This is a genomic window from Vibrio sp. SNU_ST1, from assembly GCF_030563405.1.
Taxonomy (GTDB): domain Bacteria; phylum Pseudomonadota; class Gammaproteobacteria; order Enterobacterales; family Vibrionaceae; genus Vibrio.
Genome location: NZ_CP130748.1, coordinates 2,952,112 through 2,967,556 on the forward strand (window position 1 = coordinate 2,952,112; position 15,445 = coordinate 2,967,556).

Below are 15,445 nucleotides of genomic sequence, written 5' to 3' on the forward strand. Positions count from 1 at the left end.
ATTCACTAATCAATAGTGGATGGGCTTTGCATAATAATGTCTATTTACTAGCCTTCCGTTATTCGTAAAGGCTAACTCATGGTTAGGATTACTTTTGGCTATTCAGAGCACGGATACGGCTTGATAGCGAGTAAAGACGGATAAAGCCTTCAGCGTGGCTTTGGTCGTAAACTTCATCTTCACCAAAGGTTGCAAACTCTTCTGAGTACAGGCTGTTGTCAGAACGCTTCTGAGTCACCGTTGCATGGCCTTTGTAAAGCTTAATAACCACTTCACCATTCACGTCTTGTGCTAGCTCTTCTGTCGCGGCAAGGATTGACTTACATAGTGGAGTGAACCAACGACCATCGTATACAAGGTGAGAAGCTTTAACACCTAGCTCTTCACGGAATTCGAATGCCGCTTTATCAAGAACCAGTTGCTCTACTGCACGCAGTGCTTCCATCATGATTGTGCCACCTGGAGTTTCGTAACAACCACGAGACTTCATGCCAACAAGACGGTTTTCTACGATATCGATACGACCAACACCGTGCTTCGCACCCTTCTCATTTAGGTAAACCAGTGCGTTGTATGGCGTCATTGTTTCGCCATCAACCGCTACCACTTCGCCTTTTTCAACTTTAAGCGTCACAGTTTCAGATTCGTTTGGCGCTTGCTCTGGGTCTACAGTCCAAGCCCAGCAATCTTCATCCGGTGCGTTCCATGTATTTTCTAGCACGCCACCTTCTGTAGAGATGTGCCATGCGTTTGCATCACGCGAGTAAATCTTGGTAAGGGAAGCCGTACAAGGGATGTTACGCTCTGCTAGGTAATCCAGACACTCTTCACGGCTTACTAGATCCCATTCACGCCAAGGTGCAATTACGTGTAAGTCTGGGGCGAGAGCAGCAAATGCACCTTCAAAACGAACTTGGTCATTACCCTTACCTGTACAACCGTGACACAGTGCGTCTGCACCGACTTTACGTGCAACTTCAACCTGAGCTTTCGCAATGATTGGACGAGCCATTGAAGTACCTAACAAGTATTTACCTTCGTAGTAAGCACCTGTTTTAAGCGTTGGGTAGATGTAATCTGCCACCATCTCTTCTTTAAGGTCAGCGATGTAACACTCAGACGCACCAGAAGCTTTTGCTTTCTCTTCGATTCCAATCAGCTCTTCATCGCCTTGGCCTACATCAGCAACAAATGCGATAACTTCGCAGTCATAGTTCTCTTTCAACCATGGGATGATTACTGATGTGTCTAGACCGCCAGAGTAGGCTACTACAACTTTCTTTACGTTAACTTTGCTCATTTTCTTTCTCCTAGTTTCCATACTGCACATGGCGGTCAGCGTTGGAAATCACTTTAATAATTATATATTTAATTTATTTATCTAAATTCTTTAGTAGTAACTCGTTGTGAGGTCTACTGAGGTAAAAACTGCGTTCCTATGCTTTTACCTGCAAAAAGTTGTGTCAGTTTTTCTGGGTATCGCCAAGTAGCAACTTCGATTGGTCGTCCAAGGTCGTTAGCGGCTTCTAGTGCGGCTTGAACCTTAACGATCATGCCGTCGGTAATCACTTTGCCTGTAATAAGGTCATCAGCTTGTTGTTGATTAAGGCTTGGAATCAGGTGACCTTTGCCATCCAACACACCACTTACATCAGAAAGCAGTACTAGTTCAGCATCAAGCGCGCCTGCAACGGCAACCGCAGCTTGGTCGGCATTCACATTCATCAGTTGGCCTTGCTCAGTCAGACCAATTGAGCTAATGATTGGCAGTGCGCCCTCATTAAGAATCGCTTGCAGGACGGTTGAGTCGCCCGGCTCCGCTTTACCTACCGCGCCCAGTTCAGGGTTCAGTTCGCTCACTTTGCATAGACCACCATCTGCAAGGCTCAAGCCAACGGCATTGATACCGTCTTTAATTGCCTGACCTTGAAGTAGTTTGTTGGCCGTGCCCGCTAGCGCGCCAGCGATAACAGGGATCTGATCATAAGGAGTAACACGTAGCCCCTCTTTCTTAACGGTTTCGAGGTTCAACTTATTCATCAAATCATCAACAAGGTAACCACCGCCGTGAACAATCACGATTGGTCGCTGTGCTTGTTGTTGGTAAGCAGAGATAGCACCAAATAACTTACTAAGTGTTTCACCACAAGATAGCGCCGCGCCACCTAACTTTATGATTAATGGTTGATTATTAAGGCTCATATCTAGATTCCTTTACACTAACGCAGTTAATGGCGCAAAACCATAACGTAAATTTAAACACTGCACCGCTTGGCTAGATGCACCCTTTAATAAGTTATCAATCGCTGAAACAACGATGATGTGCTGACCTTGTACCTTCCAGCCTAAATCGCAGAAAGGCGTCTGTTCTACATCTTGAATTCTTGGCAATGTCTCTTCGAGTAATCTCACGGCAGGCTTACCTTGATAAGCTTGCTCGAAGGCATCTTGTATCTGTTGTTCTGTCACGCCGTCAGCCAATTTCATGGTGATGGTCGCCAAAATACCGCGCTTAAAGTTGCCGAGGTGCGGAGTGAAAATTACATCACATCCTAAATGCGCCGCCATTTCAGGTTGATGACGATGATTGAAGACGCCATAAGCTTGCAGACTCACTTCACAGAAGCTATTAACCATGGTCGCCTTGCGACCGGCGCCAGTCACACCGCTGGTCGCGTTAATCACCGGCCATTGGCTCTCGTCCAGCAACTTTGCTTCAACCAAAGGTTTAATCGCCAATTGTGATGCTGTTGGGTAACAGCCCGCGACAGCGACTAGTTGAGCTTCTTTTATTTCTTGTTCATTCCACTCAGCTAAGCCGTAAGCCGCTTTGTCTAGCCATTGTTCGTGTTGATGTTCAAAACCGTAAAACTCTTGATAGAAGTTTTCACCTTTAACTCTGAATGCACCCGATAGGTCGAAAACTTGGCAATCGTTCTCTAGAAAAATTGGCGCTAGGTCGTGACTGACTTCGTGTGCCGTTGCTAGAAAAATCACATCAGACTGTTTAGCCACTTCTTCCGGATTTGTTAAAGGTTGTACTGGCATATCAATCAGGCCAGCTAACTTACCGTGCAGTGCAGCGATAGGTTTGCCCGCATCTACACTATTGGCTGAGACATATAAACCTGATAGCGTGAGCTCAGGGTGTCTGTTTATCATTAGAGCCAGTTCTGCTCCTGTATAGCCGCTTGCACCAATGATCGTGGTTTTCAACATCTCAATACATCCATTCTTGAGGTAAGTTACATTTCAAATTTGACTATTCATACTTAATTTTTAGCTATATTTGATTTCTTATGCATTAAATATGATTTAATATGTGTTTTACCGACTTATGGTTTTCCTGTCAATAGTAGAAGTGAAGATATTATGCAATTACCGAGTTTCCTTGAGGTCTATAAAGGCCTAATTTCCACCGACTCCATTAGCTCAACAGATCCAAGCTGGGATCATGGCAACGAGAAAGTGATCGAAAAAATGGCTCAATGGTTTAAAGACGTCGGCTTTAGCGTTGAAGTCGTGGAAGTCGAACCCGGCAAGCATAATATGGTCGCAAAGATGGGTTCTGGCGAAGGGGGCTTATTGCTTGCAGGACACAGCGATACCGTGCCATTCGATGAAGGACGTTGGAACTTCGACCCTCACGCATTGACAGAACACAACAACCGCTTCTACGGATTAGGCACCGCCGATATGAAAGGCTTTTTTGCCTTCGTTTATGAAGCTGCTAAGAAAATGGATTGGAGCAAGCAAACCAAGCCGCTTTATGTTTTAGCAACGTGTGACGAAGAAACCACCATGCTAGGTGCACGTCATTTCACTGAAAATGCGCCGTTTAAACCGGACTACTGCATCATTGGCGAACCCACTAGCCTAGTGCCAATTCGCGGGCACAAAGGCCATGTCGCTAATGCTGTGCGAGTAACGGGTAAGTCAGGTCACTCTTCTGATCCGGCGTTAGGCGTCAACGCCATCGAGATCATGCATGAAGTGCTGTTTGCTTTAATGCAGCTGCGTGACAAGTTAGTCAAGGAGTACCACCACCCGGGTTTCGCCATTCCAAGCCCTACTCTAAACCTTGGTCATATTCACGGTGGCGACAGCGCTAACCGTATCTGTGGCTGTTGTGAACTACACTACGATGTTCGTCCTTTACCGGGCATCAGCTTAGACGGTTTAGATAACATGCTGCGAAGCGCGCTCAAAGAAGTAGAAGCAAAATGGCCGGGCAGAATTGAGATTACTCCCCTGCATGAGCCAATCCCAGGCTATGAGTGTCAGCACGACCATCCATTTATTGGTGGAATGGAATCAGTTTGTGAAATTGAATCGCAAACCGTGAACTACTGTACTGAAGCACCTTTTCTTCAAGAGTTATGTCCAACCTTAGTGTTAGGTCCAGGCTCAATTGACCAAGCTCACCAACCGGATGAGTTCTTAAGCTTCGATTTTATTGACCCAACAATTGATGTTCTGAGTAAATCTATCCGTAAATATTGTTTCTAGTTATTACTTCCCTTCCAATATTTTCGTATACAAGCCACCCAAAAAGGTGGCTTTTATTCTGTTATCCCTGACACAGCCTGATCTTGTAATTAAATTTCACTTTTTCTCTAAGTTTTGAAAAATTTACTTCTCCCGCATTTTTAAACCTAATAATTGCAAACTTAGAATGCTTTATTTGACTAGATACAGCACTTTTCGCTAGATTGTGTACTTAACAAGGAACAATGGATGTAATTTTTTTACGAGGCAGGATGACAATGAACGAGAAATACGCCGCTCTCAAGAGTAACGTAAGCATGCTAGGACGCTTGCTAGGTAACACAATCCAAGATGCACATGGTGACGTTATCTTAGAGAAAGTGGAGACTATCCGTAAACTTTCCAAATCCGCCCGCGCAGGCAACAAAGCTGACCGTGACAGCCTAGTTGAAGAAATCAAAAACCTGCCGAACGAACAACTCACTCCTGTTGCTCGTGCATTTAACCAATTTCTCAACCTCACCAACATGGCAGAGCAATACCACACCATCTCTCGCCACTGTGAGGAGCATGTTTGTGAACCAGATGTGCTGCAATCTCTATTTTCTAAACTCAATCAAAATGACATCAGCAAGCTAGACGCGGCTCAAGCCGTTCGCGACCTGAACATTGAACTCGTTTTGACCGCTCACCCAACAGAAATCACTCGTCGCACCATGATCAACAAGCTGGTTAAGATCAACGAGTGTCTGTCTAAATTAGAATTAAGCGACCTATCACACAAAGAACGCGTGAAAACAGAACGTCGCCTAGAGCAGCTTATCGCGCAAGGTTGGCACTCTGATGTGATTCGTCAGCAACGCCCGACACCACTTGATGAAGCTAAGTGGGGCTTTGCGGTTGTAGAAAACTCTCTATGGGAAGCCGTGCCTGATTTCCTACGTGATATGGATGGCCGGCTAAAAGGTTACCTTGGTGAAGGCCTACCAATTGATGCACGTCCAGTTCACTTCTCATCTTGGATGGGGGGTGACCGCGATGGTAACCCATTCGTAACGCACACCATCACCAAAGAAGTACTGCGTCTGTCTCGCTGGAAAGCCGCTGATCTGTACCTAGGTGACGTGAACGAGCTGATTACCGAACTGTCGATGACCAAGTGTAATGATGCCGTTCGTGAGCTAGCAGGTGATGAGCATGAAGCTTACCGTGCAATCCTAAAGAGCCTACGCACTCTACTGAACAACACATTAGAAGTGCTTGACGCAAAACTGCACGACGCTGAAGTACCGAAGAAAGAAACACTACAGAACATCGACCAACTTTGGACACCACTTTACGCGTGTTACCAATCGCTGCACGAATGTGGTATGGGCGTAATCGCGGATGGTTCTCTGCTTGATACCCTACGTCGCCTAAAAGCATTCGGTGTGCATTTAGTTCGTCTCGATGTTCGTCAAGAAAGCACACGTCACTCAGACGTCCTATCTGAACTGACTCGCTACCTAGGCATTGGCGATTACGACCAGTGGAGCGAGCAAGACAAGATTGCTTTCTTAACCAATGAGTTAAGCTCAAAACGTCCACTGCTACCGCGCGACTGGGAGCCATCTGCACAAGTCAAAGAGGTTTTAGACACCTGTAAGGTGGTTGCTGCTCAACCTCGCGAAGCCTTTGGTGCTTACGTAATTTCTATGGCTCGTACAGCATCGGATGTGCTAGCTGTTCACTTGCTTTTGCAAGAATGTGGTTGCCCGTACCGCATGGACGTATGTCCATTGTTCGAAACGCTGGACGACTTGAACAACTCAGAAGCAGTAATGAAACAGCTAATGAGCATCGATTTGTACCGTGGCTTTATCCAGAACCACCAAATGGTGATGATCGGATATTCTGACTCAGCAAAAGATGCTGGCGTAATGTCTGCAGGTTGGGCGCAATACGACGCAATGGACAAGCTAGTTAAGGTTTGTGAAGAAGAAGGCATTGAACTGACTCTATTCCACGGTCGTGGCGGTACGGTTGGTCGTGGTGGTGCGCCAGCGCACGCTGCCCTACTTTCTCAACCACCTAAGAGCTTGAAAGGCGGCTTACGTGTAACTGAACAAGGCGAAATGATCCGCTTTAAACTTGGCTTGCCAGATGTTGCGGTTAATAGCTTCAACCTATACGCAAGTGCGATTTTAGAAGCGAACCTTCTGCCACCACCAGAGCCAAAACAAGAATGGCGCGACTTAATGGAAGTGCTGTCTGAAGTATCTTGCGAAGCTTACCGCAACGTAGTTCGTGGTGAAGAGAAGTTTGTTCCTTACTTCCGCCAAGCCACGCCAGAGCTAGAGTTAGGCAAGTTACCTCTTGGTTCTCGTCCTGCGAAACGTAACCCGAACGGCGGCGTAGAAAGCCTACGTGCGATCCCATGGATCTTCTCATGGAGCCAAAACCGTTTGGTACTTCCTGCATGGTTAGGCGCTGGTGAAGCGATTCAATACTCTGTCGATCAAGGCCATCAAGCGCTACTTGAAGAGATGTGTCGTGAATGGCCATTCTTCTCGACTCGTCTAGGTATGTTGGAAATGGTGTACTCGAAGTGCAACATGGAAATCGCTAAGTACTACGACCAGCGCCTTGTTGACGAAGAGCTATTACCTCTGGGTGAGTTACTCCGTGAACAGCTGCAAAAAGACATCAAAGCGGTGTTGAATGTAGAAAATAACGAGAACTTGATGCAAAGCGACCCTTGGGGACTTGAGTCAATTCGTCTACGTAACATCTATGTTGAGCCACTAAACATGCTTCAAGCGGAACTGCTTTACCGTACTCGTAAGTGTGAAACACCACCAGCAGAGCTAGAAGAAGCGCTAATGGTGACGATTGCAGGCATTGCAGCAGGTATGCGAAATACGGGTTAATTAGTGATTCCCACTATAACCTAATCAGCATTTACATCCACAAAAAGAACAAAAGGTCGCCACGGGCGGCCTTTTTGTTTTGCCAAATGACCACTGGTGAGTATTTTGTCATTTTTTTGGGTTATTTTGTCCATGTATTCTACTTTATGCTTATTATTTAGATATACTACTGCTCCGCTGCAGAAACACTCCAAAATAATAATCTGCGGCACTCGACCAATAAACTGGTCAACCTAGGTGATAAACGGCTTTGTAAGGTGACATAACCAACGATTGAGTTGGTGCTACTTGAACATAACCAATATAACGTGCCATAGAAGCACACTTGTTGTTCAAGTATTTGTTTACTGTTTACCATTTGGATTTCAGACATGTCATTACCACACGTAATTTTAACCGTTTTAAGTACACGCGATGCTACTGGTTACGATATCACAAAAGAATTCTCCGCAAGCATTGGTTACTTCTGGAAAGCTAGCCACCAACAAGTTTACCGCGAGCTCAATAAAATGGCTCAGAACGACCAGGTAACTTGCGTACTTGAGCCTCAAGAAGGCAAACCTGATCGTAAAGTTTACTCTATCACCGATGCTGGCCGTGGCGCGCTAGGTGAATGGTTTGAACAACCAACTGCACACCCAACCGTTCGTGACGAGTTCTCAGCTAAGTTAATCGCTTGTGCTGTACAACCTTCTGACGCGTACCGTGTACAACTTGCTGAACTAGTAGAAGAGTCTCGCAAACTGGTTTCTCACTACAAAGAAATCGAAGCGGCTTACTACGCAACACCATCTACACTAGACAAGCAAGCACGCCTAGAGCGTCTAACGCTTCGTCGTAACCTACTGATCCGTGAAGCATGGATTGTATGGGCTGACGAAGTACTGCTTGAACTTGGCGCTCTTGCTTAAGCTAGAAGCTAGAAGCTAGAAGCTAGAAGCTAGAAGCTAGAAGCTAGAAAAGCAAAAGGCTTGAACTCTTAGAGTTCAAGCCTTTTTTGTATCTATAGGATTTGAAATGTTACTGCCAGAAGCTTTTATAAGCGCTTGGGCTTTACTTATAGCGCAGCAACCTGTGGGCGAACACCTAGCGTATGGCAAAGTGCATAAGTCATTTCTGCACGGTTTAGCGTGTAGAAGTGGAAATCTTTCACACCTTCACGGCTTAGCGTACGAACCATATCGATCGCTTGGCTAGCACCGACTAACTGACGAGTTGTTGGATCATCATCCAAGCCTTCGAACTGCTTCGCCATCCAACCCGGTACTTTTACGTTATTCATCGCAGCAAAACGAGACGCTTGCTTGAAGTTAGAAACTGGCAAGATACCCGGTACAATCTCTACGTCAACGCCGGCCGCCACACAACGGTCACGAAAACGTAAGTAGCTTTCTACATCGAAGAAGAACTGAGTGATTGCACGGTTTGCACCCGCATCCACTTTACGTTTTAGGTTAATAAGATCAGATTGAGCGCTTTTTGCTTCAGGGTGAACCTCAGGGAATGCCGCTACTGATATATCAAAGTCGTGACGAGATTTAAGCAGCTCGACTAAATCAGACGCATACATATCTGGCGCACCACCGCCTGCTGGAATGTCACCACGCAACGCAACAATACTTTCAATGCCATTTGCCCAGTAGTCGTCGGCAATTTGAATCAGCTCTTCGCGGCTAGCATCAATACACGTTAAGTGTGGTGCAGCAACTAAGCCTGTTTGGTTCTTAATTTCTTTAATGATTGAGTGGGTACGATCACGCTCACCCGAGTTTGCACCATAGGTTACTGATACAAATTTAGGTTGAAGTGTTTTAAGACGGTGAACAGAATTCCACAAGGTCTCTTCCATCTTCTCACTGCTTGGTGGGAAAAATTCAAATGACACATTGATGTTGTCAGAAAGCTCTGCAATATTCTGATTTAAAGCGTCGATATGACTTGCGTGTGTGTATCCCATCTTACTCTCCCTGTGGCAAAAGCAACCACTAAATAATCTCAAATCCCTAGCGACGTTTAGACGTCTATATGTCTCCAGAATGAATTGAATACGATTTAATGTCAACAGATCCATTATGAATTTTTTTCAAGTAGGTCGTGAGCAAAGCTCAAGTCGATAAGTGGGTCGCAAAGCAGAAATAATGTAGAAAAAAGGCTGATAAACACATCGTGCTTTCAGCCTTATTTATCTTAGTGAATAGTATGCTATTTACGCATTTAAACAATCAATCTGAGTATTAAGCCAACCGCTCTGAGTATTAAAACAGGCTAGACATTCTATTTAAGTCAGATTGAATTGCGCCAGCTGTAACTTCACGTCCCGCACCTGGGCCACGAATAACTAATGGATTATCTTTATACCATTTGCTCTCAATCGCAAAGATGTTGTCGCAAGGCAGCAAGTTCGCTAGGGCATGCTCTTTAGATAGCGCTTCAACGCCTACCGTTGCCTTACCATTCTTCTCTAAACGCGCAACGTAACGAAGAACCTTCTGTTGAGACTGCGCTTTCTCTAAACGCTCGGCCAACTCTTCACTCAGTACAGAAGCTTTATCAAAGAAGTCATCCACTGACAGGTCTTGTAATTCTTCAGGTACCAATGATTCTACTTTGACATTTTCAGGCTCAATATCTAAACCCGATTCACGCGCCAAAATCACTAGCTTACGCATCACGTCTGAGCCATCGAGGTCAGCACGAGGATCCGGTTCCGTCAGGCCTTGTTGCCAGGCTAAATCGACCAGCTCGCTGAATGGTACCGTGCCATCAAACTGTTGGAATAACCAAGATAGAGTGCCCGAGAAGATACCTGACAGTGCAATGATATCATCGCCGCTTTCACGCAGGTCACGTACCGTGTGGTTAATCGGTAAGCCAGCACCCACTGTCGCATTGTACAGCCAGTGACGGCTGATCTTAGCGAAAGCATCTTGTACCTGATGGTAATACTCGCTTGATGCAGAGCCTGCCACCTTGTTAGCTGAGATCAGGTGGATACCTTGTTGTGCAATTTGCAGGTAGTTTGCTGCAAGCACAGGGCTTGCGGTGACATCGAGTACTACAGCTTCATCGTAACCCTGAATAGAACCCAAACGCTCTAACCAGTCGTTACCATTGTTGGCAATGGCTTCATCGTCAAAGCGCTTGCTCACAGAAGTCGCATCAATGCCTTGCTCGTCGAACCAATAGGTTTGGCTATCAACCACTGCAACCAATTCAAAGTTCATTCCACGGCGCTTTTCAAGTTCAGCCTTTTGTTCAGCAAACAAGCTTAACCAGCTTGAACCAATGTTGCCCTTACCACACAAAGCAATCGCAACACGCTTCTGCGCTTGGAACAGTTGAGAGTGAATGCCTTTCACTAGACTTGATGTTTCACTCTTACGAATCACAGCCACCAAGCTTAAGCCTGAGTTTGCTTCTGAGATAAACTCAACCGGTGAGCTCTTGAGTTGTTGGTAGAACCCATAACAATGGTTCGGGTTCTTAGTCACACCAGCACCCACCGCCGCAATCAGAGAGAAGCCTTCTTTAAGCTTAATTTCCGCTTCAATCGCGTGGTCTTGTAGATATTCCAACGCACCACCAGCGATCTCTTCGGTGTAGGCAAGGCGCAAGCAGTGTTGATCCGGTTCAAGCTCATAAGCAAGCGGCTCTAATTGAGCTCGCTTAAGACCTTCAAGGACTTCACTTTCTAAGCGGTCAAAATCATGGCCATGACCAAAGGTCAGCTGAACGATCAGAACTTCATCCAGAGAGGTAATAATTTTTGCACCGCGACCCGATGCCAGTACACGCTCTATCTGTGTAGAACCCGCCTCTGGCTGGTAGCTACAGCGCAAGCTTAAGTCCATAGCACTTTGCGCGACAGGCTGTAGCGTTCGACTATGGAGCACTGGAGCCGCCAGACGAGCTAACTCACTCGCTTCATCAAGACGAAGCAATTGCAATAAACACGCATCCGAAACTAAACGAGGATCAGCACTGTATACACCCGCTACATCACTCCAGATTGTCACGCGTTCCACTTCAGCCAAAGCACCAATCACAGTGGCTGAATAATCCGAGCCGTTACGACCAAGCAGTACGGTTTCACCTTCGCAGTTCTGAGCCATAAAGCCAGTAATCACCACGCGACAATGAGTATGTTGCGCTAGGGCTTCTTTAATCAGAGGATAAGATCGCGCACGGTCGACTTCAGGTTGCGCCCCCGCTTCTGCACGCAAAAAGGCACGTGCGTCTTGAGCAACGGCTTGTAGGTCATGCTGACACAACAAAGCGGCCAACAAACGTGAAGACCAAACCTCACCGTGTCCTAGCACCTGTGCTTTTTGCGCTTCGCTTAGAGGAGCCGTTAGCTCACCCAAAGCAGTGAATTCTTGTTGAATGGTAGCCGTCAGCTGAGCCGCAGACTCACCTTCAAGCAGCGCTTCAATCAGCTCAAGTTGGAACTGACGAAGGGTTTGTAGGCATTCATGAGCGATACGACCATCTTTGTCGAGCGCTTCAACAAACTCAATCAAGCGGTTAGTTGTTTTACCTGCAGCCGATACCACGACCAAGTCAGTAGCTGATGAGTATTCTCTAAGAATGTTGACCACTCGTTGGTAACATTCAGGATTCGCTAAACTGCTGCCACCAAATTTATGTAGCTGGCGAAAGGTTGTCATTATTAAGCCTCCCCTTCTGCGATAAAGCCTTGTGTTTTTTCAAACGCTTGCTTGAGATCGTCGATTAGGTCTTCTGCATCTTCAAGGCCAACAGAAAGGCGCAGTAATTGTTGAGAAACCCCCGCTTCTGCCAATGCTTCTTCGCCCATCGCACGGTGAGTCATCGACGCAGGGTGACAAATCAAACTTTCCACACCACCCAGTGATTCAGCCAAAGAGAATAGTTCTAACTTATCGACAAAATATTTAAGTGCTTCAAAAGAGCCCGAAAATTCAAAGCTCAGCATGGAACCAAAGCCCAACTGCTGTTTCTTCGCGATCTCGTGACCCGGATGTTCAGGAAGGCTTGGGTGGTAAATCGTACCCACCAGATCTTGTTGTTGCAGAGCCGTCAGAATTTCACATGAACTCTCTTCGTGAACACGCATACGCGCACCTAACGTACGAATACCACGTAGCGTCATGTAGCTATCAAACGGTGTGCCGGTTGCACCAATACAGTTGCCCCACCATGCTAGCCCTTCAGCGTGCTCTTCTGTCTTAGTAACTACAACGCCACCAATGACATCTGAGTGTCCGTTGATGTATTTAGTGGTTGAGTGGATAACAAAATCCGCACCCAGCTCTAAAGGCTTTTGAAACACAGGCGTCAAAAACGTGTTGTCGACAGCAACCAGAGCACCTACTTCTTTCGCTTTACGGCAAGTTTCTGCAATATCAACCACACGAACCAATGGATTCGATGGCGTTTCGATTAAGATCAACTTTGGCTTAAACGCGATCGCCGCATCCAGCGCAGCTTGATCCGATTGATCAACGAACAGAACTTTGAAGTCACCTTTTAGTGAGCGTGTGTTAAACAGACGGTAAGTGCCGCCGTAGCAGTCGTGTGGTGCAATGATAAGATCATCGCCACCTAAGAAAGCGGATACCCATAAGTTAAGTGCCGACGTACCGCAGTTAGTCACAACCGCGCCTTTGCCTGATTCAAGCTCAAACAGTGCCGTTTCTAATAGACCGCGATTTGGGTTACCAGAGCGGGTATAATCATACTTTGGCACTTCACCAAAAGCGGGAAACCCGTAGTTAGTCGAAAGATAAATAGGTGGGACAACGGCATGGTGTTGCGTGTCTGACTCGATACCAGTACGTACTGCGATGGTTGCTGGCTTCCGGCTGCTCATAGGTGCTTCCTTACAAGTTTTGCGTCTGAGAGTCACAGCTGCTTGTCGGCATTTTACGGCTGTGTTAGATATATGTTACTCACTTTACTTTCATAAACGTGAGACGTCAACACTTCTGGACGTCTATATGTCTTTGCTTATGGCAGTAAATCCCGCTAAAATCAGCACTATTAATTTATTCTAACAACTAAAGTGATGAAGGTACGCAATGGCCGACTGGAATGGTGAATACATAAGCCCATATGCTGAGCATGGAAAGAAAAGCGAACAAGTAAAGAAAATTACAGTTTCTATCCCTCTAAAAGTGTTAAAGGTTCTTACTGACGAGCGCACTCGCCGCCAGATCAATAACCTACGCCATGCAACAAACAGTGAGCTACTGTGCGAAGCCTTTCTACATGCGTACACAGGCCAACCACTGCCAACGGATGAAGACCTTCGTAAAGATCGTCCAGACGACATCCCGACTGAAGTCAAAAAACTGATGACAGAGATGGGCATCGAGTTCGAAGCGTTTGACGAAGAATAAAAACAACTCAGTCACCGCCTTCATTATTGATTCGCTATAGCTGAACCCTATTTATCACATCACCCACTACGTTATCTGTAGCTGCGCTGTGAATGATAGACATAAAAAAACCGACTCCTATGAGTCGGTTTTTTATTATTCTTTTTCGCTCAATAGAGCAACAGCTACTAAGCTACTAAGCTACTAAGCTACTAAGCTACTAAGCTACTAAGCTACTAAGGCATTAAGCCATATAGTTAGCAGGCATCTCAATACGAGCAACGCCAGACTCAACAGCCGCTTCAGCAACTGCTTTTGCTACTCGAGGAAGCAGACGCGGGTCCATTGGCTTAGGAATGATGTAACCCTTACCGAACTCCAGTGCAGTCTCGCCCGCAGCTGCCAGTACTTCAGCTGGAACTTCTTCTTTCGCTAGTTCACGAATCGCTTTAACCGCCGCTAGCTTCATTTCGTCATTGATTTCGCTCGCACGCACGTCTAGCGCACCACGGAAAATGAATGGGAAACAAAGTACGTTGTTTACTTGGTTAGGGTAATCACTACGGCCTGTACCCATGATTAAGTCAGAACGAACTTCGTGTGCAAGCTCAGGCTTGATCTCTGGATCTGGATTTGAACATGCAAACACAACAGGCTTATCAGCCATCAGCGTAAGTGCCTTAGCTGGTAGCAGATTAGGACCCGATACACCCAAGAACAGGTCAGCGCCTTCGATAACATCTTCAAGCGTGCGCTTGTCGGTGTTATTTGCGAACAGCTCTTTGTATTCATTCAAGTCATCACGACGAGTGTGGATCACACCTTTACGGTCAAGCATGTAGATCTTCTCACGCTGAGCGCCACACTTAATCAATAGCTCCATACAAGCAACCGCTGCTGCGCCAGCACCTAAACAAACGATCTTACACTCTTCCAGTTTCTTACCTTGAAGCTCGATCGCGTTAAGCATACCCGCAGCCGTTACAATCGCAGTACCGTGTTGATCATCATGGAAAACAGGTACATCACAACGCTCAATCAGGCGACGTTCAATCTCAAAACAGTCTGGTGCTTTGATGTCTTCTAGGTTAATACCACCAAATGTATCTGCGATATTCGCAACCGTATCAACGAACTCATCAATTGTGCGGTGTTTTACTTCAATATCGATAGAATCTAAACCAGCAAAACGCTTAAACAGTAGCGCTTTACCTTCCATAACAGGTTTAGAAGCAATAGGGCCAAGGTTACCTAGGCCAAGAATCGCTGTACCGTTAGAGATAACAGCAACCATGTTGCCTTTACCTGTGTACTTATAAACGTTATCGACATTCTGTGCGATCTCGCGAACAGGCTCAGCTACGCCAGGGCTGTATGCCAGTGCTAGGTCTTCTGCAGAGTTTGCAGGCTTCGTCAGTTCTACGGCAATTTTGCCTGGAATTGGGAACTCATGATAATCAAGAGCTTGCTGACGGAATTGTTCTTGAGGCGATAAAGATTGTTCAGATGATAACGCTTGAGAGGATTGATCTTGGCGGCTGTCTTCAGACATAGGTGTAGGTTCCTAGGATATTATTATTTGGGGGATCTTGTTCATGTTAATGGATGTACTTCAAAGTTCCTAGGTGGTTGAAGCATCTGTATCATTAAAAAACGAGATTTCACTACTAATAAGACCAGTGGGCAGTT

The 15,445-nt window shown here is 46.0% G+C and carries 11 protein-coding genes; 4 read left to right on the forward strand and 7 right to left on the reverse strand.

The window, feature by feature from the left end; all coding sequences use genetic code 11:
- Positions 1 to 88: 88 nt before the first annotated feature.
- The 3 genes from Q5H80_RS13130 to argC all read right to left on the reverse strand — a co-directional run bounded on the left by Q5H80_RS13130 (position 89) and on the right by argC (position 3,219).
- A complete protein-coding gene (locus Q5H80_RS13130) occupies positions 89 to 1,300 on the reverse strand; it encodes an argininosuccinate synthase (RefSeq protein WP_192889519.1) in 1,212 nt (403 codons plus the stop codon).
- A 113-nt stretch (positions 1,301 to 1,413) separates the two neighbouring features.
- Entirely contained in the window at positions 1,414 to 2,202 is a 789-nt protein-coding gene (gene argB / locus Q5H80_RS13135) for an acetylglutamate kinase (RefSeq protein WP_304565398.1), read from the reverse strand.
- 12 nt (positions 2,203 to 2,214) lie between these two features.
- A complete protein-coding gene (gene argC / locus Q5H80_RS13140) occupies positions 2,215 to 3,219 on the reverse strand; it encodes an N-acetyl-gamma-glutamyl-phosphate reductase (RefSeq protein ID WP_304565400.1) in 1,005 nt (334 codons plus the stop codon).
- Between the two features lie 153 nt (positions 3,220 to 3,372).
- Between argC and argE the strand changes: the two genes are divergently transcribed.
- The 3 genes from argE to Q5H80_RS13155 all read left to right on the forward strand — a co-directional run bounded on the left by argE (position 3,373) and on the right by Q5H80_RS13155 (position 8,308).
- A complete protein-coding gene (gene argE, locus Q5H80_RS13145) occupies positions 3,373 to 4,509 on the forward strand; it encodes an acetylornithine deacetylase (RefSeq protein WP_004729680.1) in 1,137 nt (378 codons plus the stop codon).
- A 251-nt stretch (positions 4,510 to 4,760) separates the two neighbouring features.
- Positions 4,761 to 7,397, forward strand: a complete 2,637-nt coding sequence (gene ppc, locus Q5H80_RS13150; RefSeq protein ID WP_304565403.1) for a phosphoenolpyruvate carboxylase — start codon at positions 4,761 to 4,763, stop codon at positions 7,395 to 7,397.
- A 371-nt stretch (positions 7,398 to 7,768) separates the two neighbouring features.
- Positions 7,769 to 8,308 (forward strand): PadR family transcriptional regulator, encoded by a 540-nt coding sequence (locus tag Q5H80_RS13155; protein WP_009848889.1) that lies wholly within the window; start codon positions 7,769 to 7,771, stop codon positions 8,306 to 8,308.
- Between the two features lie 146 nt (positions 8,309 to 8,454).
- Here the strand turns inward: Q5H80_RS13155 and metF are convergent, their stop codons facing one another.
- The 3 genes from metF to Q5H80_RS13170 form a co-directional block, all read right to left on the reverse strand.
- The gene (gene metF / locus Q5H80_RS13160; protein WP_009848888.1) at positions 8,455 to 9,354 is read right to left on the reverse strand and encodes a methylenetetrahydrofolate reductase; all 900 of its coding nucleotides are present in this window, start codon (positions 9,352 to 9,354) and stop codon (positions 8,455 to 8,457) included.
- Positions 9,355 to 9,652: 298 nt separating this feature from the next.
- Positions 9,653 to 12,064: a bifunctional aspartate kinase/homoserine dehydrogenase II gene (locus tag Q5H80_RS13165; RefSeq protein ID WP_304565407.1), complete on the reverse strand. Its 2,412-nt coding sequence runs from the start codon at positions 12,062 to 12,064 to the stop codon at positions 9,653 to 9,655.
- Between the two features lie 2 nt (positions 12,065 to 12,066).
- Complete coding sequence (locus Q5H80_RS13170) at positions 12,067 to 13,248, reverse strand: O-succinylhomoserine (thiol)-lyase (RefSeq protein ID WP_304565409.1); 1,182 nt, start codon at positions 13,246 to 13,248, stop codon at positions 12,067 to 12,069.
- A gap of 208 nt (positions 13,249 to 13,456) precedes the next feature.
- On the opposite strand from Q5H80_RS13170, the gene metJ reads away from it, so the two are divergent.
- The gene (gene metJ / locus Q5H80_RS13175; RefSeq protein ID WP_004729686.1) at positions 13,457 to 13,777 is read left to right on the forward strand and encodes a met regulon transcriptional regulator MetJ; all 321 of its coding nucleotides are present in this window, start codon (positions 13,457 to 13,459) and stop codon (positions 13,775 to 13,777) included.
- 223 nt (positions 13,778 to 14,000) lie between these two features.
- On the opposite strand, the gene Q5H80_RS13180 is transcribed toward metJ, so the two are convergent.
- A complete protein-coding gene (locus tag Q5H80_RS13180) occupies positions 14,001 to 15,308 on the reverse strand; it encodes a malic enzyme-like NAD(P)-binding protein (protein ID WP_304565421.1) in 1,308 nt (435 codons plus the stop codon).
- Between the last annotated feature and the right edge of the window lie 137 nt (positions 15,309 to 15,445).